We start from the raw sequence: 23412 nt of genomic DNA, 5'->3' as shown, positions 1-23412 counted from the left end.
GGCCACCCAGGCCCCGGCCCCCTCAACGCAGGCACCCCAGGCTCCCGCCACCCAGGCGCCGGTACCTGCCCCCAGCAACAACGGCAACGGCAACGGCAAGGGAAACGGCTAAACACGCATGAATATCGATAGCCTGGCAAGCCGCGCCCGTTCAATCGGGCGCGGCTTTGCCGTCACTGCCGGAGCCGGGGCAGCGGCTGGAATGGCCGCTTTCGGGTATGGCCTGTGGGAGAAGAACCAGTTCGTCCTCCGCGAGGAAACCCTGGCCATCCTCCCGCCCGGCAGGGCTCCTTTCCGGATCCTGCACCTGAGCGACATCCACTTCGTGCCCGGGCAGAAGAAGAAGGCTGACTGGCTTGGTTCCCTGGCCGACCTCCGGCCGGACCTGGTGGTGAATACAGGCGACAACCTCAGCCACGTCAAGGCTGTGGACCCGCTGCTGGATGCCCTGAAGCCGCTGCTGCGGTTCCCCGGCGTCTTCGTCCCGGGTTCCAACGACTACTTCGCACCCAGCCCGAAGAATCCCGCGTCCTACCTGCTGGGACCGTCCAAGGTGAAGCCCAAGCCGGTTGCCCTGGACTGGCCGCGCCTGCGTTCGGGGTTCGGCATGAGTGGCTGGGTGGACCTGACCAACCGCCACCAGTCGGTTGTCCTCAACGGCATGCGCTTCGATTTCTCCGGCGTCGATGATCCGCACCTGAAGCGGGAAAGGTATGCCGGCTGGCCTCGGGGAACGGTCAACCAGGATTCGAATGACCACCTCCGGATTGCGGTCATCCATGCGCCGTACCAGCGGGTGCTGGACCACTTTACGGAAGACGGCGCAGACCTGCTGCTGGCCGGCCACACGCACGGCGGCCAGCTGTGCATCCCCGGTTACGGCGCCATCATCGCCAACTGCGACATTCCCACCTGGCGCGCCAAGGGCCTCAACGACTGGTCAAGCAACGGAAGCACGACGCCGGTCAACGTCTCGGGCGGGATCGGCACCTCACGTTTCGCCCCCGTCAGGATTGCCTGCAAGCCGGAAGCCGTCCTGCTGACCCTGACCTCCCCCAGCTGACCTTCGCATTACAGAGTGCAATAACTGGGGAAGCCGCCAGCGGGCCGCGGCATCCCTGTGAATCGTCTCACTCCATGGCTTAGGGTTGTTGCTAGAGGAAACTACATTCGTTTTAGAGCTTGAGAAGCGGGCATGGCCAAGCAGACTCCCTTTTTCCGATCCATCAGCCGTCTTTATCCGCACGTCCGGCCGATTATCCCCAGGCTTTTGCTCGGCCTCCTCTGCGCACTCCTGGCCAGCGTGGTGGCCTTGACCATCCCCCAGGTGCTGCGGGTCCTGGTCAACACTGCCCTGCAGCCCGGGGGTTCGGCGGAGGCAGTCTGGACCTCTGCAGGCGTCATCCTGGTGCTGGGCGTCGCCGAGGCGGGACTGGTGGCCCTGCGCCGGCAGTTCGTGATCAACCCCGCCACCACCGTGGAAACGCGGATGCGGGTGTCGCTCTATGACCATCTCCAGGAACTGACCGTCTCCTTCCACGACCGCTGGGGCTCCGGGCAGCTGCTGTCCCGGGCCATGACCGACCTGAACTTCCTCCGGCGGTGGATGGCCTTCGGTGCCATCATGCTGGTGGTCACCACCCTTACCGTGGTCATCGGCATCGTGGCCATGTTCGCAATGAGCTGGCAGCTGGCCCTGATCTTCCTTGCCGCCGCCGTTCCCATCATCATCAACAGCTTCCGGTTCCGCACCCGGTTCAGCAAGGTTGCCAGGCGCAGCCAGGACCAGGCCGGCGACCTTGCCACCACGGTGGAGGAATCCGTCCACGGCATCCGCGTGCTCAAGGCGTTTGGGCGGAGCCGCGAAGCCCTGGAAAACTTTAACGAGCAGGCTGAGGAACTGCGGCAGACAGAGATTGAGAAGGCACGCCACCAGGCAACGTTCACCCTGGTGGTCACCTTGCTTCCCGAGCTGGCGCTGGGTGCCGGCCTGGTGGTAGGTGTCATGCTGTGCGCCAGCGGCGAATTGAGCATCGGCTCCCTGGTGGCGTTCTTCGCCACTGCGGCAGTCATCGCCTCCCCCGTGGAGTTCTCCGGCATGCTGCTGGCCATGGCACTTACCGCCAAGACCGCCGTCGACCGACACTACGAAGTGATGGACACCCGGAACACCATCACCAGCCCCGCGGAGCCCCGGCGGCCAGGGGAACTGGCCGGTGCGCTTCAGTTCACCAACGCCACCTTCGCTTTCGAGGATGCCCCGGACAAGCCGATCCTCAAGGACATCAACCTCGACGTCAGGCCCGGGGAAACCATGGCCCTGGTTGGCATCACGGGCAGTGGCAAAAGTGCGCTGATCCAGCTGGTGCCGCGCCTGTACGACGTCACCAGCGGGGCCATCAGCATCGACGGCGTGGACATCAGGGACTTCGAGGTGGAGGAACTGCGCAGGATTGTGGGCGTGGCGTTCGAGGACACCACGCTCTTCTCCAACTCGGTGCGGGACAACGTCCTGCTCGGTGCGCCCGTCCGCTCCGAGGAGGTCCTGGACGAGGCCCTCGACGTGGCGCAGGCCCACTTCGCCTACTCCCTGCCCCAGGGCGTGGACACCCTGATCGGCGAGGAGGGCCTGAGCCTGTCCGGCGGCCAGCGGCAGCGCATCGCCCTGGCCCGGGCCATCGCCGCCCGTCCGCGCGTCCTGGTGCTGGATGATCCCCTGTCCGCCCTGGATGTCCACACTGAGGAACTGGTCGAGGCACGCCTCCGGGAGGTTTTGGCGGACACCACCACCCTCATCGTGGCCCACCGGCCGTCCACGGTGGCCCTCGCTGACCGTGTGGCGCTGCTGGAAAACGGGCGCATCGCCGCGGTGGGAACGCACACCGAACTGCTGGGCCGCAACCAGCACTACCGCTACGTCATCGCCAGCCTGGACCGGGAGCCGCGGGACCTGGACACCGAACTGTCGGCACTTGAGGACCAGGCTGAGGAAGTGACCCGATGACAACCGCATCGTTCGGCACAGCCAACGAAGACAACGCCCACCTCACCAAGGCGGAGAGCCGGGCAGTACGACGCCGGTCGCTCGCCTTGCTGGGGTCGCTCATCCGTCCCGTGCGGGTACGGTTCTGGCTGACGATTGCCATGGTGGTGCTTTCCCAGGCCGCGCGGGTGGCGGGTCCTGCCCTGATCGCCTTCGGCATCGACCATGCCCTCCCCGCCCTCCAGGCCGGCAACAACCTTCCCCTGGTGTTCACCGGAGTCGCTTACCTGCTGGCAGCGGTCGCGACGGCGGGACTCACCGCCCTGTACGTCACCTCCACCGCGCGGCTCAGCCAGGCCATGCTGCTGGACCTCCGGGTCCGCGTGTTCCGCCACACCCAGCGGCTCAGCCTGGAGTTCCACGAAAAGTACACCTCCGGCCGCATCATCGCACGCCAGACCTCTGACCTGGAGGCGCTGCGGGAGCTCCTTGACTCGGGCGTCAGCTCGCTGGCCTCCGGAATATTGTTCATGGCCTTCACCGCCGCCACCATCTTTGCGCTGGACTGGCGGAGCGGGCTGCTGGTGCTGGCCGCCGGCGTGCCCATGTTCTTCCTGTCGCGCTGGTACCAGAAGCACTCGCAGATCGCCTTCCGCGAATCACGCGTGGTCTCCGCCCGGCTGATCGTGCATTTCGTGGAAACCATGACCGGCATCCGCGCCGTGAAGGCCTTCCGCAAGGAGAAGGAGAACTCGGAGCGCTACGGGAAACTGGCAGAGGACTACCGGCTGGTGACCGTCCGCTCCATCAACCTCAACGGCATCTTCCAGCCCGGCCTGGTGCTGATCGGCAACGTCTGCGTCGCCGTCGTCCTGCTCTTCGGCGGGTTCCGCGTGCTGGACGGCGGCCTTGCCGTGGGCGTGCTCCTGGCCCTCATCCTGTCCACCAAGCGGTTCTTCCAGCCCGTAGACCAGATGGCCATGTTCTACAACTCGTTCCAGAGCGCGCAGGCAGCCCTGGAGAAGGTCTCCGGACTCCTCGAAGAGGTGCCAACGGTCCGGCCGCCCAAAAACCCGGTTGCCCTGCCCAGCGCCACCGGGCGTATCGACTTCAACGACGTCGAGTTCCGCTACGGCGACGGCCCCGTGGTGGTGCCCACCCTGGACCTGCACATCCCCGCCGGGCAGACCGTGGCGCTGGTGGGCCAGACGGGTGCCGGGAAATCGACCCTCGCCAAACTCATCGCCCGGTTCTATGACGTCACCTCCGGCACGCTCACCCTGGATGGTGTGGATCTCCGGGACCTGGCCACGTCCGACCTCCGCCGGAACATCGTCATGGTCACCCAGGAAGCGTTCCTCTTCAGCGGCTCCGTGGCGGACAACATCGCTTTGGGCAGGCCGGAGGCGTCACGCGGTGAAATCGAAGAGGCTGCCAAGGCAGTGGGAGCACACGAGTTCATCCTGGAACTTCCGGAAGGCTACGACACGGACGTCAACAAGCGCGGCGGCAGGGTCTCCTCCGGCCAGCGCCAGCTGATCAGCTTTGCCAGGGCCTTCCTGGCGCGGCCGGCGGTGCTGATCCTGGATGAAGCCACCTCCTCGCTGGACATCCCCTCCGAACGCCTGGTGCAGGCCGGACTGGCCAGGCTGCTTGCCGGCACGGAAGCAGCGCGGAGGACTGCGCTCATCATCGCCCACCGCCTTTCCACAGTTGAGACGGCGGACCGGGTCCTGGTGGTCCACGACGGCAGGATCGTGGAGGACGGTACGCCCGAAGAACTCATTGGCGGGGGCGGCCGGTTCGCTGACCTGCACGGGGCGTGGAAGGATTCGCTGGTTTAGGGTTCCCGCGGGTGCCCGGCGTCCGGATTTCGCATCGGGACCCTCGATCGGCTATCCTTGTAAAGTTGCTTTTGCAGCGGATCGGGATGTAGCGCAGCTTGGTAGCGCGCTTCGTTCGGGACGAAGAGGTCGCAGGTTCAAATCCTGTCATCCCGACCATAACGAAAAGAGGGTCTCCTTGCGGAGGCCCTCTTTTTTGTATCTCGATGTGGTTACGGCAAATCCCCCAGCGAGTGTCACCGGCAGTTAAAAGGAACGGCCCCGGAGCTGTCGCTCCGGGGCCGCCTTCGCCTCCTTTTGTGAGGAAGCTATTTAGACGGGGTCAGGCCAGTTGCCGGTGTAGGTGACGTAGCTTGTGTCGGTGGTGGTGGTGCTCTTCTTGTCTTTCTTCACCTTGCCGGAAACAGGATCAGGCCAGTTGCCGGTGGCTACAGCTACATGCTCGGAGTCGGCAAGGGAACCTGCCGCCAGAACGGCCGGGGCGGCCGCCGAAAATGCCAAGGCACCAGCCAGAACGGCTGCCGCTGCAATCTTCTTCAACATATAAGTTCCTCAATACGAGTCGGATTCGTTACAAAGCCAGCACTGTCCTTGTTGACACACATTGTAAAATGTTTTCCACAGGGGCTGTCAAGCCCCCGTGCACGAAGTCCGGAAGAGGAGGAGTCCCGTGGGCAATGGATTCGGGGAAAAGCTCAGGGCGGAGCGGCTCGAGCGGGGCATGACCCAGGCTGAGCTGGGCAAAGACCTTTATTCACCCAGCTACATCTCCCTACTCGAAACCGGGCGTCGTGAGCCAACGGCCGAGGTCATTGAGGAATTAGCCCGAAGGCTCGAATTGGCGCCGAAGGCCCTGGAAGCGTGGAGCCAACCCATCTCCGTCAGCGACGCTGAATATGTTCTCGCGGGCCTGTATGCCCGCCAGGCCTGGGACCTCAGGGACTACCCCTTGGCGGCCAGTCATGCTGCCTCCGCCGCCCAAATAGCACTCGAAGGCAGGAACACGAGCGCCTGGTGGAACATGAGCTACATGCAGGCGGAGTGCCTGCTGAAACATGGAGATCTGCTCGAGTGCCGGCAGTTGACCGAGAGGCTTCTGGAACACCCGATGGCACGGGAGTCCGCGGGGCTGGGGGCGCGTGCCCGCCAAATGCTGGCTGTGGTGTACCAGCGCCAGGGCCAGCTGACAACAGCCGTCGATCTCGCCACTGATGCCGTAGCGGTCGCGCAGCAATTGTCCAAGGGCTCAATAATCACTGTCGGCGCATACAGGGCACTGATTGGTGCCTTGGCCGAAAGTGGCCGCCTCGACGATGCCTGGAAGTACTGTCAGGATCTGCTTGGACAAGTCGATGAAGACGCGATGACGCAACTGGCCGGAGAAGTCGCTTGGGTGGTCGGCAATGTGGCGTTCATGCGCCACGACTACACCGAGGGCGTGAAGCACCACGAGCGGGCGGCCCGCCTGCTCTCCCCCGCCAATGACATCGAGTTGTGGGCGCGGTTCAACAAGGCGTCTGCGGCAGTCAGGCTTTCCTCAGGCATCGTCGAGCCGGAAACGCTGGCTGCGATCGAGCGCGCCGAGCTGGCGTTCTCCATTGTCAGCGGCACCAAGAGCGACGAGCTCGAAGTCGCCTTCATCCGCGCACGATGGCTCTATTTGACGGGGGACATTGTCGCCGCCGTCGAAAAACTCCGCGAAATCCACGCGGAGCGTGCAGAGCTCGCCAAACACACCGCGGGTGAAGTTTCGCTCCTCCTGGGCAAGTCACTCAAAGCATCCGGAGAACTCGATGAGGCACTCGTGCATCTGGAAGAAGCCCGGAAGGCCTTCGCTACAGCCGGTGCGCAGGACCGGGTGCAGCAGGCGCTGGACGCCATCCTTGAAATCAAGCTGGCGCAGAAACGCGCGGCCGCGTCCTCAAAAGCCAGCTGACCACAGGGCCCGCAAGCCAGAAAGCCAGTCAACCGAAACACTGACTAACCCAAAAGCCAGGCAAGCCCGCGGACGGCGGGCTCACCTGGCTTTTGGTTACGTCCTAGGAAAAGGTCTTTCCGGTGATCTTCTCGTACGCTTCGACGTACCGGCTGCGGGTACGGTCAACCACGTCTGCCGGAAGGGCCGGTGGCGGGGTGTCGGATGACTTGTCCCAGCCGGATTCGGCCGAGGTCAGCCAGTCACGCACGTACTGCTTGTCGTAGGACGGCTGGGCCTGTCCCGGCTTGTAGGTAGCTGCGTCCCAGAAGCGCGAGGAATCTGGGGTCAGCACCTCGTCACCCAGGGTGATCGAGCCCGAGACGGCGTCATACCCGAATTCCGCCTTGGTGTCCGCCAGGATGATGCCGCGCTCCCGGGCGATCTTTTCCGCCGTCGTGTAGATCTTCAGGGTCAGCTCGCTGAGGCGGCCGGCGATGTCGTCCCCCACCAGGGCCACCACGGCGTCGTAGGTGATGTTCTCGTCGTGCTCGCCGATCAGTGCCTTGGCCGACGGGGTGAAGATCGCATGCTCCAGCCGGGATCCGTCCACCAGCCCCTCCGGCAACGGGATGTTGCACACCGTTCCGGACGCCTTGTATTCCACAAGACCGGAACCGGTGAGGTAGCCGCGGGCGATGCACTCCACCGGGAACATGTCCAGCTTCTTGCAAATCATGGCCCGGCCTTCGACCTCGGCCGGAACACCGTCCTCAACGGTGGAGCCGAGCACGTGGTGTTCAACGCCCAGCTGGTCGAACCACCAGAGGCTGAGCTGGGTGAGGATGCGTCCCTTGTCGGGGATTTCGCTGGACAGCACGTGGTCGTAGGCGCTGATGCGGTCGCTGGCCACCACCAGCACGCAGTCCTGCCCAAACCGCTGAAGGACGGCTTCGTCGGCGGGCTCGTAGAGGTCGCGGACCTTGCCGGAATAGATGTGCTTCCAGCCGGGCAGGTCCAGGGTGTCAGTGGCGTAGCCGCGGTTCTCGGGAGTAGTCATGTCAGGCCTTTGCTTTCACGATGGGCATGGAGCCCGTGGCGCCGTAGGGCACCTTGATTTCGCCGCGGGCGGCCTTGCGGGCGATGTCGCTGCGGAACTGCGAGCCTTCCAGCTGAACCAGCTCCACGCCGTCGTACGCCCGTTCGCGCGCCTCCACCAGGTCGCTGCCCAGGGCGACGACCGCCAGGACGCGGCCGCCGGCCGAAACCACCTTGCCGTCCCCGTCCAGGGCGGTTCCGGCGTGGATGACATGCACGCCGTCCAGGGCCTCCACCTTCTTGAGCCCGCGGATGCGGTCGCCCGTGCGGGGCTTGTCCGGGTAGTTCTCGGAGGCAATGACGACGGCGACGGCGGTTTCCTTGGCCCACCGCAGCTCTTCTGCCTTGTCCAGTTCGCCCTTGGCCGCCGCCATCAGCAGCGCACCGAGGGGGGTCTTGAGCCGGGCGAGGACCGCCTGCGTCTCGGGGTCGCCGAAGCGGACGTTGAATTCGATGACGCGGGTACCACGGGAGGTGAGGGCCAGGCCGACGAACAGGACGCCAACGAAGGGGGTTCCGCGGCGGGCCATTTCGTTGACCGTGGGCTGGGCTACCCGTTCGAGGACTTCCTGCACCAGGCCCTCGGGCGCCCACTCGAGCGGGGTATAGGCACCCATGCCGCCGGTGTTGGGCCCTTCATCGTTGTCGAAGATTCGCTTGAAATCCTGGGCGGGCGAGAGCGCCACGGTGTTCTGGCCGTCGCAGAGGACAAAGAGGGAAACCTCGGGGCCGTCCAGGAATTCCTCGATGACCACGGAGCCGCCGGCGTCGAAGCAGGACTGGGCGTGGGCCAGGGCTTCGTCACGGTTCCTGGTGACCACTACGCCCTTGCCGGCAGCCAGGCCGTCGTCCTTCACCACGTACGGGGCCCCAAAGGTGTCCAGGGCGGACGCTGCTTCCTCGGCGTTGGTTGCTACAAGGGCCATGGCAGTGGGGACGCCGGCCTCCGCCATGACCTCTTTGGCGAAGGCCTTGGAGGCCTCCAGCTGGGCGGCGGCCTTGCTGGGTCCGAAGACGGGGATACCGGCTTCACGAACGGCGTCGGAGACACCCGCGGCCAGTGGAGCCTCGGGGCCCACCACCACCAGGTCCACGGCGAGCCGGGTGGCCAGTTCCGCAACCGCATCGGGATCGTTGCCGTTGATGTTGTATGTGGGGACCAGCTTGCTGATCCCGGCATTGCCGGGCGCCGCGTGGACTTCGGACACGTTGGGGTCGGCAAGCAGGGAGCGGACAATGGCGTGTTCGCGGCCTCCGGGGCCAATGACGAGTACCTTCACAGTGTCCAAGGGTACTTTGTGCACCCTTTCCGCTCCTAAGCTGTGTCCTTGCCCGCCCGGTCAATCCGTGCCGCCCGCCGCTCCGAACCATACACATGACAAAGCTTCGAAACCGGATTACGGGCCCCGCCCCCCTGGCCGCACTGGCAGGCGTGGTGGCGGCCGCCGTCGTACTTGCCGTTGCGGAGCTGATCGGCGCGTTCTTCACCGCCCGGGCAACGCCCCTGTTTGCCTTGGGCTCGACGTTCATCGACTTCACCCCGCCGTGGATGAAGGACTTTGCGATCGCCACCTTTGGGACGAATGACAAGGCCGCCCTGTTCGTGGGCATGGGCCTGACCATCGCTGTGCTGGCCTGCATCCTGGGCGTGGTGGCCTACCGGAAGTGGGCGCTGGGAGTCCTGGGGGTCCTGTTCATGGGGGCCGTGATCGTGGCCTGCGTGGTGACCCGCTCCGGCGTCAGCGGCGCGGACGCCATCCCGTCCATTCTGGGAACTGTTGCCGGCCTGGCGGTCCTGCGCCGGCTCATGGTGCCGCTGTGGGGGCTGAAGACGTGGCCTGAAGCGCCGGCGGACCAGGCGGACGACGACGACGCCCCGCAGCAGGGTGCGGGCACCAACCGCCGGCGCTTCTTTGCCACTGCCGGGGTTACCGCGGTGGCCGCCGGCATTGCCGCCACCGGCGGGAGGCTCCTGGGTGCGGCCCGCAGCAACGTCGCCAAGGCACGCGAAGCGCTCACGCTGCCGGCGCCGGCAAAGGCGGCGTCCCCCGTACCGGCCGGCGTCCAGTCCCCGGTCCCGGGCGTCACCCCGTGGCTGACACCCAACAACGACTTTTACCGCATCGATACGGCCCTGAGCGTCCCGGAAATCAACATTGATGACTGGCAACTGCGCGTGCACGGCCTCGTGGAGCAGGAGATCACGCTCACCTTTAAGGACCTGCTGGACGCACAGCTGATCGAATCCCATGTGACCCTCACCTGCGTGTCCAACCCGGTGGGCGGCAACCTCGCCGGCAACGCCAAATGGCTGGGACTTCCCATCCGCGAGGTCCTTGCCCGCGCCAAGCCCAAGGACGGTGCGGACATGGTGCTGTCAAAATCCATCGACGGTTTCAGCGCCTCCACTCCCCTGGAGGTCCTGCAGGATGACAGGGACGCCATGCTGGCTATCGGCATGAACGGCGAACCGCTGCCGCTGGAGCACGGCTACCCGGTGCGGATGGTGGTTCCCGGGCTCTACGGCTTCGTCTCCGCCACCAAGTGGGTGGTGGACCTGGAGGTCACCCGTTTCGCGGACAACAAGGCCTACTGGACCGAGCGTGGCTGGTCCGAGCGGGGTCCCATCAAGACCATGGCCCGCGTGGATGTGCCCAAGTCCTTCGCCAAAGTGCCTGCCGGGAAGGTGGCCGTGGGTGGTACCGCCTGGGCCCAGACGCGCGGCATCGCCAAGGTGGAAATCCAGATCGACAACGGTGACTGGGCGGAAGCCACGCTTTCCACCGAGGCTTCCACCGTCACCTGGCGCCAGTGGTCCTACGAGTGGGATGCCACGCCGGGCCCGCACTACATCAAGGTCCGCGCCACCGACGGCACCGGGGAGGTCCAGACGGACAAGCGTGCCGATCCGGTTCCCGATGGCGCCTCCGGCTGGCAGTCGGTAATGGTCACGGTTCAGTAGCCACGGTTCAGCAGAAGGTCACGGTTCAGTAGATGGCCACTCCCGCGTAGATGACCACGGCTCAGCAGGGGCTGGCCCATAGACTGGCCGTATGCCGCACAATCCGCACGCAACCTTTACCGTGGACTCCGCCGTCGAACTGGCTGTGATTGAACGCAGCGGCTTCGTGGAGTCGCGGCACATCGGCTCCGCCGTCCTCCTGTCCGCCGACGGCGCGGTGGTGACCGAGCTGGGCGACATCAATACGCCCATCTACGCCCGGTCCGCCCTGAAACCGTTCCAGGCGCTGGCATCCATGCAGTCCGGCGTTCCGCTGCGTGGCGCCCAGGTTGCCATCGCATGCGGAAGCCACACAGGATCCTTGGACCACATGGACGTCGTGGCTGGAATGCTCAAGGCGGCCGGTGTCCGCGAAGACCAGCTTCAATGCCCGGAAGCGTGGCCTCAGGACGAAACGGCCCGGAACTGGCTGGTGCGCTCCGAGAAGGGGAAGTCGCGGCTGGCCTACAACTGTTCCGGAAAGCACGCCGCTTTCCTTTGGGCCTGCACGGAGAACGGGTGGGATACCCACAGCTACCTGGAGCCCAACCACCCCCTGCAGCAGCGGGTCCGCAGCGTCATCGAGGAGTACACCGGCGGGAAGATCGCCCATCTTGGGATTGACGGCTGCGGCGCCCCCGTGGCGGCCGTTTCCCTCAAGGGCCTGGCCCAGGCATACTCACAGCTCGCCAAGGCCCCGGGCGACCACAGCTACAGCGCCAGGGCCGCAACGATCGCCACGTCGATGCTCGATTATCCGTGGGCCGTCCAGGGCCGCGGCGAAGCCAACACCGTGGTCATGGACGAGCTGGAGATCATCGCCAAGATCGGGGCCGAGGGTGTGCTCGCAATGGCCACGCCCCAGGGGGTCTCGGTCGCCGTGAAAATCCTGGACGGGAACATCCGGGCAACCTCGCTGGTGGCCCTGACCTTGCTTGCCGCTGCCGGCGCGGTCGAGATCCCGGGGGTTGCCAGCGCCTTGGAGAAGGTGGTGGAACCCGTGCTGGGCGGCGGCCGGCCGGTCGGCAAGATCCGGTTGGGGCCGGCGGTTTCGGCACTCCTGGATTGACACCCGTCTCCACCCGACGCGAAAGGAAGACTGAGAGCATGGCCGTAGCCCGCCGTCGTATTGACGTCCAGGAAGGCAAGGCAGCGCTGAAGGCATGGCTGGAAGCTGCGCAGCCGCCGTCGGGCACTCCCCTGCCTCGGACCGTCCTGGCCACTGCCGTGCGGTACTCCCTGGAGGAGTTGACGGCGCGGGCGCCGGGCAATTCGGTCGAAGTGCGGGTGCCACCGTTTGGCGTCACCCAGTGCGTGGAAGGCCCACGGCATACGCGCGGGACCCCGCCCAACGTCATTGAGTGCGACGCCGCCACCTGGCTTGCCATGGTCACCGGCCGGATGGCGTGGGCGGACGCGGTCGCTGCCCACAAAGTGGCGGCGTCCGGCCTGCGCGCGGACCTCTCGGCCCTGCTCCCCCTCTAACCTGGCCCCACCCGCGGGTCAGATGGAACGGGCAGCCGGATCCACCTCGGCCGGGCGCGCCGCTGCATGCGGGACCCGGTTCTGCAGCCGGGTGGACAGCGCCGCCACCACGGCAAAGGCAAAAGCGCCGAGCGCGATCAGGACCGACATCACGGCCACCGTGCCGTAGCCGGCAGCCCTCGGATCAAGGAATGGGTACGGGTACCAGTCCACGATGGGGCCCCTGACCAGGCTGTAGGCAAGGTAGAGGACCGGAAACGAGAGCCACACCAGGGAGGTCCGGACCGGGATCCGGGTCCGGGGCAGGTCCACCAGCCAGTCGATGACCATAACGGTGGGGATGGTGTAGTGCAGCACTACGTTGATCCACGGGATCGGTGTGTTCACGTCCACGTCACTGAGCAGCAGGCTGTACGTGATCCCGGTAATGGTCATGTAGACGGTGGCGGCGCCGCGGAGCAGTTCGAGCCACCGCGGGCTGCTGCCTTTCCAGGCGTACCAGCCCGCGGTCGCCAGGGTCACGAAGGCGATGATGTTGGACTCGATGGTGAAGTAGCTGAAGTAGTTTCCGGCTTTGGCCCCGGGCACGTTCTGGACCAGGTGCAGGAACTGGAACAGCACCGCCACGAAGCCCAGCAGTGCGAACCAGAAGCGGAAAAGGGCCAGTCCCCTGTTTGCGGTCATGGCCTGGTCCTAGGGCCTTCTTTATGGCCGGCCCCGCAGCACTGCCCGGGGTGGCTACCCGCGTCCGATAAAGGGCATGCCCGCGGCGGTGACCACTAGCGAGCCCACGCTGGCCGAGGCGGGCATGTTGGCCATCATCAGCACCGCGCGCGCCGCGTCCGCCACCGGGAACATGGGTTCCACCTTGCGGCTGCCGTCCGCCTGCAGCGCCCCGGAGCCGACGCCGATGGTGTCCATGATCTCCGTGGCCGTGTTGCCGATGTCGATCTGCCCGCAGGTGATGCCGTAGCCGCGGCCGTCCAGTTCAATGCTCTTGGTCAGGCCGGTCATGGCGTGCTTGGTGACGGTGTAGGCCACAGTCCTGGGGCGCGGCGAATGCGCGGAGATGGAGCCGTTATTGATGATCCGCCCGCCCTGCGGCTCCTGCGCCTTCATGGCCCGGACGGCTGCGGCGGCACACAGCAGGGATCCGGTGAGGTTCACGGCCAGCGTTGCGTTCCAGTCCGCCAGGCTGATTTCGTCCACACCGGCCGCCGGGCCAAAGACGCCGGCGTTGTTGAACAGCACGTCCACCCGTCCCCACTGTTGCCTGGCCGCCTCGAAAAGCCGTTCGACGTCGTCGGGCCGGGTGACGTCGCACGGCACCACCAGCGCGTCCGGGCTGCCATCCGCGGTTTCCTTCAGCTGCGCCTCCCTGCGGCCGGCAAGTGCCACGCGGTAGCCGTCGGCCAGCATTTGCCGGGCAACCTCCCTGCCGATGCCGGATCCGGCCCCGGTGACGACGGCTACTCTTCGGACCTGCTGGGGGGTGCTCACGGTGTTCTCCTGGCTCAGAGCTGTGCCGGCACGGCCGGCGTGTTCAGTGGCCAGCCTATGACGGTCTTGGGCCTTGGGGCAGCAAAGGTCCGCACCTTGGAGGTGGACAGGCGCATCCTGACCAGCGATTCAGCGATGGTCACCGCGGCGGCCACACCGTCCACCACGGGAACGCCGGCCCGCTGCCTGATCTGTTCGTCCAACCCGGCCATGCCGCCGCAGCCCAGGACAATGACCTCGGCCTTGTCCTGGGTGACCGCCAGCATGGCCTGGTTGATGATGGCTTCCACGGCGCGGTCCGGCTCCTCCTCAAGCTCCAGCACGGCCATGCCGCTGGCCCGGACTGAGGCGCACCTGGCGTCCAGCCCGGCCAGCTTCAGCCGGTCCTCAATGAGGGGAACCGTGCGGTCCAGGGTGGTGACCACGGAGTATTTGTGGCCCAGGAACATGGCCGTGCTGGCGGCGGCCTCCGTGATGTCCACCACCGGCACGTCCAGGAGCTCCTGCAGCCCTTCGCGGCCGTGTTCGCCATAGCCGGCCTGGATAACGGCGTCGAACGGTTCCGGGTAGGACGTGACGGCATCCATGACAGCGATGGCAGCCAGGTAGCTTTCGAAGTTTCCCTCGCAGGAGTCCGCGCCAAACCTCGGGGTGATGCCGACGATTTCCGTCCCGGCTGCGGCCACGCTGCGTGCAGAGGACGCAATCGAGTCGGTCATCGACGAGGTGGTGTTGACGTTTGCGACGAGTATGCGCATGGGAAGGTCCTTTGTCCTGCGGCTCAGTGGGTGCTGGCGACGGCGATGGCCTCGCCGTCGTGGTCCACGAGTCTTTGGTTGCGGTCGGCGATAAAGAGGTAGAGCGCCGCGGCGATACCGGCGGCAAAGAACCAGGCGAACGGCGCCGCGGCGGCCAGCCCCGGAACGAAGGCGATGAGGAGGGCCAGGACGGCAGCGGGAACCATGGCGATGATCGCCCTGGGGTTGACGCCCTTTTTGTAGAAGTACGCCCCGTCCGGGGACGCCGTATACAGTTCCGGCACATTGACCATGCCACGCCGGATCAGCCAGTAGTCAGCCATGACGACGCCGAACAGCGGGCCGAGCAGCGCACCGAGGCCGCCGAGGAAGTACACAATGACCAGTGGGTTGTTGTAGAGGTTCCAGGGCAGGATGAGAAGGCCGATCGTGGCCGAGACCATCGCCGCCTTGCGGAAGTTGAGCCGCTTGGGGAACAGGTTGGTCAGCGCATAGACGGGGGCTACGAAGTTGGCCATCAGGTTCACAGCGATGGTCAGGATCAGCAGGGCAAGGCAGGCCAGGACCAGGAACAGCGTGTTGGGGATGGTCTGGACGATGTCCGACGGGCTCTTGATGATGGTGCCGTTGATCTTGAACTGGCCGCCGGCCATCACCACCACAATGGCTCCGAAGAGCAGCATGTTGATGGGGATGCCCCAAAAATTGCCGCGCACTACAGCCTTCTTGGATACCGCGGAGCGGGTGAAGTCGCAGAAGTTCAGGACGAAGGTGCCGTAGATGGACACCCACAGGGCGCCGCCGGCGAAAATAGTGAGCCACATTTCCGGCCCTTCCAAGGCCTTGTCCGAGGACCAGGCAATGCTTCCTCCTGCTTCCACGAAGATCCAGACGGCCATCGCGGCCATGGTGGCAAGGATGACGGGGCCGGCGAAGGCCTCGTACTTGCGGATCATTTCCATCCCGAAGCTGACGATCACCAACTGGACCACCCAGAGGGTCACGAATGCCATCCAGCCCAGCGTGGACAGGCCCAGGATGGAGTCTTTGTCCAAGTCTGCCAACGCAGGAAACATGGCTACGAGCATCACGCGGAACACCACGGAAGCGAGGTACGTCTGGATGCCGAACCAGGCCACAGCCACGGCACCGCGGAGGAGGCTGGCAATCTGCGCTCCCCTGATACCAAAGCTGATGCGGCTCATGACCGGAAAGGGAACACCGGTTTTGACGCCCATGAATCCGGAAAGCGTCAGGAGTCCGAACAGCAGCGCCGCGCCAATGCCGAGCGCCATGAGGATCTGCCACCCACCCAGGCCCAAGGCAAACAGTCCAATGGCAAAGGCGTAGTTGCCCAGGCTGTGCACGTCATTCGCCCAAAGGGTGAAGATGCTGTAGCTGGTCCAGCTGCGGCCGGCGCGCTTGGTGGGGGCAAGATCGGAGTTGTACAGGGAAGGGCTGATGGCCGTGCCCGAGGCGGCGCTGGCTGATTCGCAGAGGGCTTCAACGCTGCCGGCGGGATGTGCTGCAGGAGCTGACGGCACTGTCACGCCCTGCTCAGCATCAACGCCCGCCGTGGGAGGGGTTTGCATAGGGGTCTCAATTCTTTGGAGTATTCCGTGTGGTGAGGCCGACCTGCGTCGTTTCTGTTATTCCACATTGCGGAAACGAGATATTGAATAGTGAAATAAGAGTATGACCCGGGTCACTGCGGGTCAAGTGCCGCAGGGTGCCCAGCCTGGTCACAATGCGTTCCTTCGGGGCCGCGCGCGGCAATCCCCGCGCTGGTGGCACCCATCACGTTGACCGGCCGACAGGCTGGCAGTAATCTCATCTAGCAATAATATTTTCTCGCAATACGAAAATATTGCCTACCGCATTCAATGACGAAAAGAGGCTGCCGTGGCTGCAGGAGAAGATACCTCCCATATCCTCAGCGGGTTGACTAACCAGCTGCCTGATCGTGATCCGGAAGAGACTGCCGAGTGGGTTGAGTCCCTGGACGCGTTGATCAGGGAACAGGGCACCCGTGGCTGCAGGAGAAGATACCTCCCATATCCTCAGCGGGTTGACTAACCAGCTGCCTGATCGTGATCCGGAAGAGACTGCCGAGTGGGTTGAGTCCCTGGACGCGTTGATCAGGGAACAGGGCACCGAGCGTGCCCAATACATCATGCGGAGCCTGCTGCAGCGCGCCGGCGCGCAGAGCGTGGGTGTGCCGATGGTGACCACCACCGATTACGTGAACACGATCCCGGTGGACCAGGAAGCTGCGTTCCCGGGCAACGAGGAGTTCGAGCGCCGGTACCGGGCGTACATGCGGTGGAACGCCGCGGTCATGGTGCACCGGGCGCAGCGGCCCGATATCGGGGTCGGCGGACACATCTCCACCTACGCCGGGGCCGCGACCCTGTACGAGGTCGGCTTCAACCACTTCTTCCGCGGCAAGGACCACCCCGGCGGCGGGGACCAGGTCTTCTTCCAGGGCCACGCCTCCCCCGGCATGTACGCCCGGGCATTCATGGAAGGACGCCTGTCCGAGGAAGACCTGGACGGGTTCCGGCAGGAAAAGTCCCGCGAGGGCCACGCCCTGTCCTCCTACCCGCACCCGCGCCTGATGCCACAGTTCTGGGAATTCCCCACCGTGTCCATGGGCATCGGGCCGATGAACGCGATCTACCAGGCCCAGAACAACCGCTACCTGCACAACCGGGGCCTGAAAGACACCTCGGACCAGCAGGTCTGGGCGTTCCTGGGCGACGGTGAAATGGACGAGCCCGAGTCCCGGGGCCTGCTGCAGCTGGCAGCGAACGAGAATCTGGACAACCTGAACTTCGTGATCAACTGCAACCTCCAGCGCCTGGACGGCCCGGTGCGCGGCAACGGCAAGATCATGCAGGAACTCGAAGCGTTCTTCCGCGGCGCGGGCTGGAACGTGATCAAGGTTGTCTGGGGCCGGGAGTGGGATGACCTGCTCACCCGCGACACCGACGGGTCCCTGGTAAAGATCATGAACGAAACCGTCGACGGCGACTACCAGACCTACAAGGCAGAGTCCGGCGGGTTCGTCCGCGAACACTTCTTCGGCAAGACCCCGCAGACCAAGGACCTCGTCGCGGACCTCACCGATGACCAGATCTGGAACCTCAAACGCGGCGGCCACGACTACCGCAAGGTCTACGCCGCATACAAGGCCGCCACCGAATTCAAGGGCAAACCCACCGTCATCCTCGCCCACACCGTCAAGGGCTACGGCCTGGGCCCCAGGTTTGAAGGCAGGAATGCCACACACCAAATGAAGAAACTGACGGTTGAGGATCTTAAGGACTTCAGGGATTACCTGCGCATTCCGATTTCGGATGAACAACTCGACGCCGACCCGTACCGGCCTCCCTACTACCACCCGGGATTCGATGCACCCGAGATTGCCTACCTCCTTGAACGGCGGAGCGCATTGGGCGGGCCGGTTCCCGAACGCCGCGGCGGACACCAGGCGGTTGATCTTCCGGACGCGAAGTCCTATGAGGTGGCAAAGCGCGGTTCAGGCAAGCAGATGGCCGCAACCACCATGTCGTTCGTGCGCCTGCTCAAGGATTTGCTCCGCGACAAGAAGTTCGGGAACCGGATTGTGCCCATCGTGCCGGACGAGTCCCGCACGTTTGGGATGGACGCGTTCTTCCCGACGGCGAAGATCTATAGCCCCGCCGGGCAGAACTACCTGTCGGTGGACCGGGACCTGGTCCTGGCCTACAAGGAATCCCCCGCCGGTCAGCTGATCCACCCCGGCATCAACGAAGCAGGCGCCGTGGCAGCCTTCACCGCCGCCGGAACCTCCTACGCCACCCACGGCGTACCCCTGGTCCCGGTCTACGTGTTCTACTCCATGTTCGGCTTCCAGCGCACCGGCGACGCCTTCTGGGCCGCCGGAGACCAGATGACCCGCGGCTTCATCATCGGCGCCACCGCAGGACGGACCACCCTCACCGGCGAAGGCCTCCAGCACGCCGACGGACACTCCCCCCTGCTGGCCTCCACCAACCCCGCCGTCCTCACCTACGACCCCGCCTACGGCTACGAAATCGGACACATCGTCCGCTCCGGCCTGGAACGGATGTACGGGGAAGAGTCCGAGGGACACAACGGCGACAAGAACGTCATGTACTACCTCACCGTCTACAACGAACCGATCGTGCAGCCGGCCGAGCCTCAGGACCTCGATGTGCAGGGTGTGCTGGGCGGCATCTACCGGGTGTCGGCGTCGAGTAGTGAAGGACCGAAGGCACAGATCCTTGCCTCCGGCGTCTCCGTGCCCTGGGCCATCGAAGCCCAGCGCGTGCTGGCCGATGACTGGAACGTCTCCGCCGACGTCTGGTCCGTGACCTCCTGGAACGAACTGCGCCGCGACGGCCTCGCCGCCGAAGAGGAAGCCTTCCTCAACCCCGGCCAACCCGCCCGCGTCCCGTTCGTCACCCAGCAACTCGAAGGAGCCACCGGCCCCATCGTCGCCGTCTCGGACTACATGAAAGCCGTCCCCGACCAGATCCGGCAATTCGTCCCCAACGAATACGCCACCCTCGGCGCCGACGGCTTCGGCTTCTCCGACACCCGCGCAGCAGCCCGCCGCTTCTTCAAGAACGACAGACTACATGAAAGCCGTCCCCGACCAGATCCGGCAATTCGTCCCCAACGAATACGCCACCCTCGGCGCCGACGGCTTCGGCTTCTCCGACACCCGCGCAGCAGCCCGCCGCTTCTTCAAGAACGACACCCACTCCATCGTGGTGAAAGTCCTGCAGATGCTCGCGGCGAGGGGCGACGTGGAGGAGGGCGCGCCGTCGTACGCCATGGACCGCTACAAACTCCTGGACGTCAACGCCGGCACCACCGGTGGGGCGGGTGGCGACGCCTGAGCGTTGCTCCCGTAGGGTGCAGCTATGGGTGACGGAAGCGGGACCGGTTCAGCGGGAATGATGACCACCGGGGTGGTGCTCGCCGCAGGGGCGGGCACACGCCTGGGGCTGGGCCCGAAGGCCCTGCTTCCGTACCGGGGACGCCCCTTGGTGGAGGCCATCGCCGGAACACTGCTCGACGGTGGCTGCCGGGAGGTGGTGGTGGTCCTCGGTGCAGGTGCGGCCCAGGTTGAGGCTGCCACCAGGCTGGACGGCTGCCGCGTGCAGACCAACCCGGAATGGGAATCAGGAATGGGCAGTTCCTTCCTGCTCGGCAACCAGGCCGCGGACCCGGCAGACCATCTCTTGGTCGCGCTGGTGGACCAGCCGGGCCTGACACTGGAAACAGTGCACCGCCTGTTGTCCTGCCACCGCCCTGGGCGGATCACCGCGGCCGCGTACGGCCGTCGTGATTCCAACGACGGCGGTGCGGCGGGGCTCCGCCGCGGGCATCCCCTGGTCATCGACGCCTCCCTGCGCGACGCCGTGTGTGCAACGGTGACGGGTGACGCCGGGGCCCGTGGCTTCCTGCGGAGCCACCCGGACCTTGTGGATGAGGTTGACTGCAGCGACCAGGACACGGGCGAGGACGTGGATACACCGGACCAGCTTGGCCTTCTCCAGTAGCACCAGCACCCGGAGACCGTCAGGCGTGAGCCCGCAGGAACCGCTCAAGGGCATCCTCCCAGGGGGACGCGCCATGGCGAACGAGGTCGACGCTGCCCGGCCACTTTCCGTCCGGCCACTTCCGATCCGGCCAGCGTGGTGGTTCCCAGTCCTGGTGTTCGCTTTGGTAGTGGCGGCCGGTGGGTGAGGTCCAGCCGGGTGGTTCGTTCTTGGTGGCGGGGGTGGGTTTCCATGCGGTGGTGTGGCGGAGTTTGTGGTGTTTTGGGCAGGGCTGTCCCAGGTTGCTGATTCCGGTGGTGCCGCCGTTGGCCCAGGCGAGGATGTGGTCGGCGTCGTTGTCCAGGGAGTTGTTGCTGCAGCCCGGGAACGGGCATTTGCCGTCCCGCAGCCGCAGCCAGGCCCGCATGGCTTTGGTGACCCGGTAGCTTGTCCGGCCGATTTCCAGTGGTGCCCCGTCCCGAGGGTCCACCAGCACCCGGTAGAACGAGCCAGCACCGCCAGCGACGAGCCGCCGGGCCATTGACGGCGGGATGGGACCGTACCCGTCCAGCATGGCCGGTTCGTCGGTCTGGCCCAGCAGGGAGAACGCCGGGACCGTGACCAGCACCTGCGCCCGGATCGGTGATTGCCCATGGTCCCGGGCGGCACCCGCGCCCTCGGTGACGCTACTGCTGCCGCGGGTTTCGGCGTCGTTCGTGGTGCCATTGGTGAGGATCGCCTCGGTGAAAGTGTCGGCCCGGAGCTGGGTCAGGGTCCTGCCCTCGCCGGGTCCCTGCCTGCCCCGGGCGGCCACGGTGAGCCGGTTCCACCCGGCCAGGGCCTGGTCCGCGGGCAGGTACGCGGACAGCCAGGCCATCCCGTCCTGGTCCGGCCGGAACTCCACCCGCCGCTCAGCCACGCCTTTGGCGTGGCGTTTTTCGATGGACCCGGCCTGGTGGCGTTCCCGCCAGGTACGGGCCTTGGCCTTGAACCGGTGCGCCGGCAACTGCCCCACCGGGCACCCCCGCGCTCGGTCCGGGGCGTCCGGGTCCAGGAAATGGGCTTCCAACGCCGCAGCCCCATCAGGATCGAGGCACGCTGTCTCATCGGCCATCACCACCGCGTGGCTCCAGGAGATCGCCCCGGCCTGCAACGCCTCCAACGTTCGCGGCAACGTCGCCGTGACCGCGTGCGAGGTGACCAGGAACGACGACGCCGCCCGCGGACCGAGAGCCAGCACACACCCGATCTCCGCCGCGACCGCCGTCTCCTGCGCCTGCACCGGAACATCCGGCCCCGCAACAGCAGCGGCGCTCTCCACATACCCAACGGCAGCTCTCGCCTTCAACCCAGCGATCCCGGCCTCCACCTCACGGGTCCCGGCCAGAATCTCCAGGCAACCATCCGCCAAACCAGCCAACGGGTCAGCCGCAGAAAAAGGCACCGCACCGGCCCCGTCCACCTCAGCATTCAGCACAGCAAGGGCAGCCTTGATCTCCTCGAACGCCCTCGCCACCGCCGCCTTCCCCATAAACCCATCATGACAAAGGGGTACGACATTCAAGACCGGACGCGGAGAATCAGCTCAGGCCGGCATCCCACGCTCCAGCAATTGCTCCAGCCCCAGTTTGAAACCGGACCTGCCACCGTGGGCGGGATGCCGGATCTTCGGTACGTCCAGGCCGCTGCGTTGCAGGCTGTGCTGGGCCACGTTGCCTACGGCCACGATGGTACTGATGCCGAACAGTTCCGCGAGCTCCTGCCAGAAAGGCGTGCCGAGCTTGGTCTCGGAGGGCCGGGGCGTGCGGTTGGACAAGGGATTTCCCGGTTGGTGCGGGTGCCAGGGAAAGGCACTCCACAGCAGTGGAAGGAACCCCACTTCTTCCAGGACCTGCCAGAGCACGGTGGCGGTGGGCTCCGCGGCAACTCCCGCAGCTTCGGGCGGCAGCACGTAGCCCTTGCCAGGGCCGAAAAGCCCAAAGCTGTTGGCGGCCCCTCCGAGGATGACCCTGTTGGTGAAGGGCACCCCGGTGATCCGCATGCCCCTGAAGCCGGGCGCCTCCCCCACCAGCAGTACCTTGGGCCGGCGTTCCAGCATCTCCTGCAGGTAGAGCTGCAGGTTGTGCCGCCGGAGCGCATTCTCCGGAACTGCGTGGTTGAAGAAATTGTTGGCCGCAGCACCCGTGTCGACCACTGCAAGCTGCTCAACGAATGCCGCGATGCCGGAAGCAGGCTCCACTCCAGCCACCTTGGACGCTGTAGTTACCAGCGCGGGTGGATGGCCTCGCGGAAGTAGTGGTCGTAGATCCAGCGGACGCCGTCGTCGAACTCTTTGCCGATGCTGACGCCAGCCGCGGCCGCGTTGGCACGGGCCTGTTCCACGTTGCGGGCGCCCGGAATCACGGTGCTGACCCCGTCCTGCGCAGCAATCCAGGCGATGGCAGCCTGGGCGGTGGTGGCGCCCTCCGGCACCAGCTGCTCGAACTCCTTCACAGCTTTCAGGCCCAGCTCGTAGTCCACGCCGGAGAAGGTTTCCCCGACGTCGAAGGCCTCACCCTTGCGGTTGTAGTTCCGGTGGTCGTTCTCCGCGAACGTGGTGTCCTTGGAATATTTGCCGGACAGCAGGCCCGATGCCAGCGGAACACGGGCAATGATGCCCACGCCTGCGGCTTTGGCGGCCGGCAGGACTTCGTCCAGCGGCTTGAGCCGGAAGGCGTTCAGGATGATCTGGACGGAAGCGGTTCCCTCGTGGCGGATCGCTTCCAGGGCCTCGTCCGTGCGTTCCACGGAGACGCCGTAGTTGCAGATGGCGCCCTCGGACACCAGGGTGTCCAGTGCGTCGTAGACCTCGTTGTTGCTGTAGACGGGAGTGGGCGGGCAGTGCAGCTGGACCAGGTCCAGCGTGTCCGTCCCCAGGTTCTTCCTGGAACGGTCCACCCACTGGCGGAAGTTGGCCAGGGTGTAGTTTTCGGGCTGTTGTTCCATCCGGCGGCCCATCTTGGTGGCCACGGTAATGCCGAGGCCCGGGTTCTCCTTCAGGAACTTCCCGATGGCCTGCTCGCTGCGTCCATCACCGTAGACGTCGGCGGTGTCAAAGAAGGTGACTCCCGCTTCCATGGAAGCCGCGAGGATCGCCTGTGCCTGCGCCGGGTCCACGTTGCCCCAGTCCGCGCCGAGCTGCCAGGTGCCGAGCCCCACAATGGACACATTCCGTCCGGTCTTGCCTAAAATCCGCTGTTCCATCCCCCGACTATATGCAACGATGCAAGCCGG

At 65.6% G+C, this 23412-nt stretch carries 18 protein-coding genes, 1 tRNA gene and 2 pseudogenes; 11 read left to right on the top strand and 10 right to left on the bottom strand.

Translation table 11 applies throughout. The features are described from left to right. Window positions 1–118 precede the first annotated feature (118 nt). The 4 genes from BACI349Y_RS04030 to BACI349Y_RS04015 all read left to right on the top strand — a co-directional run bounded on the left by BACI349Y_RS04030 (window position 119) and on the right by BACI349Y_RS04015 (window position 4986). Window positions 119–1063 (top strand): metallophosphoesterase, encoded by a 945-nt coding sequence (locus tag BACI349Y_RS04030; protein ID WP_159630688.1) that lies wholly within the window; start codon window positions 119–121, stop codon window positions 1061–1063. Between the two features lie 132 nt (window positions 1064–1195). After that, the gene (locus BACI349Y_RS04025) at window positions 1196–3004 is read left to right on the top strand and encodes an ABC transporter ATP-binding protein (protein ID WP_159630686.1); all 1809 of its coding nucleotides are present in this window, start codon (window positions 1196–1198) and stop codon (window positions 3002–3004) included. Further along, window positions 3001–4827 carry an ABC transporter ATP-binding protein gene (locus tag BACI349Y_RS04020; protein ID WP_159630684.1) on the top strand — a complete coding sequence of 609 codons (1827 nt, stop codon included), beginning with the start codon at window positions 3001–3003 and terminating at the stop codon, window positions 4825–4827. The genes BACI349Y_RS04025 and BACI349Y_RS04020 overlap by 4 nt, the downstream gene beginning before the upstream one ends. 82 nt (window positions 4828–4909) lie before the next feature. Further along, window positions 4910–4986: transfer RNA gene (locus BACI349Y_RS04015), tRNA-Pro, on the top strand. Window positions 4987–5139: 153 nt separating this feature from the next. Here BACI349Y_RS04015 and BACI349Y_RS04010 read toward each other — a convergent pair. Then, window positions 5140–5370: a hypothetical protein gene (locus BACI349Y_RS04010; RefSeq protein WP_159630682.1), complete on the bottom strand. Its 231-nt coding sequence runs from the start codon at window positions 5368–5370 to the stop codon at window positions 5140–5142. Window positions 5371–5497: 127 nt separating this feature from the next. Between BACI349Y_RS04010 and BACI349Y_RS04005 the strand changes: the two genes are divergently transcribed. Beyond that, window positions 5498–6763, top strand: coding sequence for a helix-turn-helix domain-containing protein (locus BACI349Y_RS04005; RefSeq protein ID WP_159630680.1), 1266 nt, complete (start codon window positions 5498–5500; stop codon window positions 6761–6763). Between the two features lie 103 nt (window positions 6764–6866). Here the strand turns inward: BACI349Y_RS04005 and BACI349Y_RS04000 are convergent, their stop codons facing one another. Together BACI349Y_RS04000 and purD are read right to left on the bottom strand one after the other, a co-directional pair. Continuing rightward, window positions 6867–7802: a phosphoribosylaminoimidazolesuccinocarboxamide synthase gene (locus BACI349Y_RS04000; RefSeq protein ID WP_159630678.1), complete on the bottom strand. Its 936-nt coding sequence runs from the start codon at window positions 7800–7802 to the stop codon at window positions 6867–6869. A 1-nt stretch (window position 7803) separates the two neighbouring features. Continuing rightward, window positions 7804–9120: a phosphoribosylamine--glycine ligase gene (gene purD, locus BACI349Y_RS03995; RefSeq protein ID WP_159635163.1), complete on the bottom strand. Its 1317-nt coding sequence runs from the start codon at window positions 9118–9120 to the stop codon at window positions 7804–7806. Window positions 9121–9215: 95 nt separating this feature from the next. Between purD and BACI349Y_RS03990 the strand changes: the two genes are divergently transcribed. The 3 genes from BACI349Y_RS03990 to BACI349Y_RS03980 all read left to right on the top strand — a co-directional run bounded on the left by BACI349Y_RS03990 (window position 9216) and on the right by BACI349Y_RS03980 (window position 12326). Beyond that, window positions 9216–10802 (top strand): molybdopterin-dependent oxidoreductase, encoded by a 1587-nt coding sequence (locus tag BACI349Y_RS03990; protein WP_159630676.1) that lies wholly within the window; start codon window positions 9216–9218, stop codon window positions 10800–10802. Window positions 10803–10893: 91 nt separating this feature from the next. After that, window positions 10894–11910: an asparaginase gene (locus BACI349Y_RS03985; RefSeq protein WP_159630674.1), complete on the top strand. Its 1017-nt coding sequence runs from the start codon at window positions 10894–10896 to the stop codon at window positions 11908–11910. A gap of 38 nt (window positions 11911–11948) precedes the next feature. Next, entirely contained in the window at window positions 11949–12326 is a 378-nt protein-coding gene (locus tag BACI349Y_RS03980) for a sterol carrier family protein (protein ID WP_159630672.1), read from the top strand. An 18-nt stretch (window positions 12327–12344) separates the two neighbouring features. On the opposite strand, the gene BACI349Y_RS03975 is transcribed toward BACI349Y_RS03980, so the two are convergent. The 4 genes from BACI349Y_RS03975 to BACI349Y_RS03960 are packed head-to-tail and all read right to left on the bottom strand — an operon-like array spanning window position 12345 to window position 16176. Further along, window positions 12345–13010, bottom strand: coding sequence for a Pr6Pr family membrane protein (locus BACI349Y_RS03975; protein ID WP_159630670.1), 666 nt, complete (start codon window positions 13008–13010; stop codon window positions 12345–12347). A 54-nt stretch (window positions 13011–13064) separates the two neighbouring features. Continuing rightward, window positions 13065–13826 carry an SDR family oxidoreductase gene (locus BACI349Y_RS03970; RefSeq protein ID WP_159630668.1) on the bottom strand — a complete coding sequence of 254 codons (762 nt, stop codon included), beginning with the start codon at window positions 13824–13826 and terminating at the stop codon, window positions 13065–13067. Between the two features lie 14 nt (window positions 13827–13840). Beyond that, window positions 13841–14584: an aspartate/glutamate racemase family protein gene (locus BACI349Y_RS03965; protein ID WP_159630666.1), complete on the bottom strand. Its 744-nt coding sequence runs from the start codon at window positions 14582–14584 to the stop codon at window positions 13841–13843. A gap of 23 nt (window positions 14585–14607) precedes the next feature. Further along, window positions 14608–16176: an NCS1 family nucleobase:cation symporter-1 gene (locus tag BACI349Y_RS03960; protein WP_159630664.1), complete on the bottom strand. Its 1569-nt coding sequence runs from the start codon at window positions 16174–16176 to the stop codon at window positions 14608–14610. A 437-nt stretch (window positions 16177–16613) separates the two neighbouring features. Here BACI349Y_RS03960 and aceE point away from each other — a divergent pair. From aceE to nboR, 3 genes and pseudogenes are all read left to right on the top strand, one after another. Then, a pseudogene (aceE, locus tag BACI349Y_RS03955) lies at window positions 16614–19223 on the top strand (pyruvate dehydrogenase (acetyl-transferring), homodimeric type); the annotation flags it as partial. Next, window positions 19222–19494, top strand: a pseudogene (locus BACI349Y_RS20510) (hypothetical protein); the annotation flags it as partial. The pseudogenes aceE and BACI349Y_RS20510, both read left to right, overlap by 2 nt. A gap of 24 nt (window positions 19495–19518) precedes the next feature. Next, on the top strand, window positions 19519–20160 hold the full coding sequence (gene nboR / locus BACI349Y_RS03950) for a nicotine blue oxidoreductase (protein ID WP_236560715.1): 642 nt from the start codon (window positions 19519–19521) through the stop codon (window positions 20158–20160). 19 nt (window positions 20161–20179) lie between these two features. On the opposite strand, the gene BACI349Y_RS03945 is transcribed toward nboR, so the two are convergent. Genes BACI349Y_RS03945 through BACI349Y_RS03935 form a run of 3 tightly spaced genes read right to left on the bottom strand, consistent with a single transcriptional unit; the run spans window position 20180 to window position 23382 of the window. Beyond that, entirely contained in the window at window positions 20180–21670 is a 1491-nt protein-coding gene (locus BACI349Y_RS03945; RefSeq protein WP_159630662.1) for an HNH endonuclease signature motif containing protein, read from the bottom strand. Window positions 21671–21724: 54 nt separating this feature from the next. After that, window positions 21725–22378, bottom strand: a complete 654-nt coding sequence (locus tag BACI349Y_RS03940; protein WP_159630660.1) for a uracil-DNA glycosylase — start codon at window positions 22376–22378, stop codon at window positions 21725–21727. A gap of 23 nt (window positions 22379–22401) precedes the next feature. Continuing rightward, the gene (locus BACI349Y_RS03935; protein ID WP_159630658.1) at window positions 22402–23382 is read right to left on the bottom strand and encodes an aldo/keto reductase; all 981 of its coding nucleotides are present in this window, start codon (window positions 23380–23382) and stop codon (window positions 22402–22404) included. Between the last annotated feature and the right edge of the window lie 30 nt (window positions 23383–23412).

It is taken from the genome of Arthrobacter sp. 8AJ (genome assembly GCF_902506025.1).
Classification (GTDB): Bacteria; Actinomycetota; Actinomycetes; order Actinomycetales; family Micrococcaceae; genus Arthrobacter.
The sequence above is the reverse complement of the archived record's forward strand: the minus strand, read 5'-3'. Positions and strand labels throughout refer to the sequence as shown.

What these genes read in the sequence shown, in the direction of transcription:
- BACI349Y_RS03960 (WP_159630664.1), bottom strand. Translation starts at nt 16,176, where the DNA reads ATGCAAACCCCTCCCACGGCGGGCGTTGATGCTGAGCAGGGCGTGACA.
- BACI349Y_RS04010 (WP_159630682.1), bottom strand. Translation starts at nt 5,370, where the DNA reads ATGTTGAAGAAGATTGCAGCGGCAGCCGTTCTGGCTGGTGCCTTGGCA.
- BACI349Y_RS03965 (WP_159630666.1), bottom strand. Translation starts at nt 14,584, where the DNA reads ATGCGCATACTCGTCGCAAACGTCAACACCACCTCGTCGATGACCGAC.
- BACI349Y_RS03935 (WP_159630658.1), bottom strand. Translation starts at nt 23,382, where the DNA reads ATGGAACAGCGGATTTTAGGCAAGACCGGACGGAATGTGTCCATTGTG.
- BACI349Y_RS03985 (WP_159630674.1), top strand. Translation starts at nt 10,894, where the DNA reads ATGCCGCACAATCCGCACGCAACCTTTACCGTGGACTCCGCCGTCGAA.
- BACI349Y_RS04030 (WP_159630688.1), top strand. Translation starts at nt 119, where the DNA reads ATGAATATCGATAGCCTGGCAAGCCGCGCCCGTTCAATCGGGCGCGGC.
- BACI349Y_RS04000 (WP_159630678.1), bottom strand. Translation starts at nt 7,802, where the DNA reads ATGACTACTCCCGAGAACCGCGGCTACGCCACTGACACCCTGGACCTG.
- BACI349Y_RS03945 (WP_159630662.1), bottom strand. Translation starts at nt 21,670, where the DNA reads ATGGGGAAGGCGGCGGTGGCGAGGGCGTTCGAGGAGATCAAGGCTGCC.
- BACI349Y_RS03975 (WP_159630670.1), bottom strand. Translation starts at nt 13,010, where the DNA reads ATGACCGCAAACAGGGGACTGGCCCTTTTCCGCTTCTGGTTCGCACTG.
- BACI349Y_RS04025 (WP_159630686.1), top strand. Translation starts at nt 1,196, where the DNA reads ATGGCCAAGCAGACTCCCTTTTTCCGATCCATCAGCCGTCTTTATCCG.
- nboR (WP_236560715.1), top strand. Translation starts at nt 19,519, where the DNA reads ATGGGTGACGGAAGCGGGACCGGTTCAGCGGGAATGATGACCACCGGG.
- BACI349Y_RS03980 (WP_159630672.1), top strand. Translation starts at nt 11,949, where the DNA reads ATGGCCGTAGCCCGCCGTCGTATTGACGTCCAGGAAGGCAAGGCAGCG.
- BACI349Y_RS03990 (WP_159630676.1), top strand. Translation starts at nt 9,216, where the DNA reads ATGACAAAGCTTCGAAACCGGATTACGGGCCCCGCCCCCCTGGCCGCA.
- BACI349Y_RS04020 (WP_159630684.1), top strand. Translation starts at nt 3,001, where the DNA reads ATGACAACCGCATCGTTCGGCACAGCCAACGAAGACAACGCCCACCTC.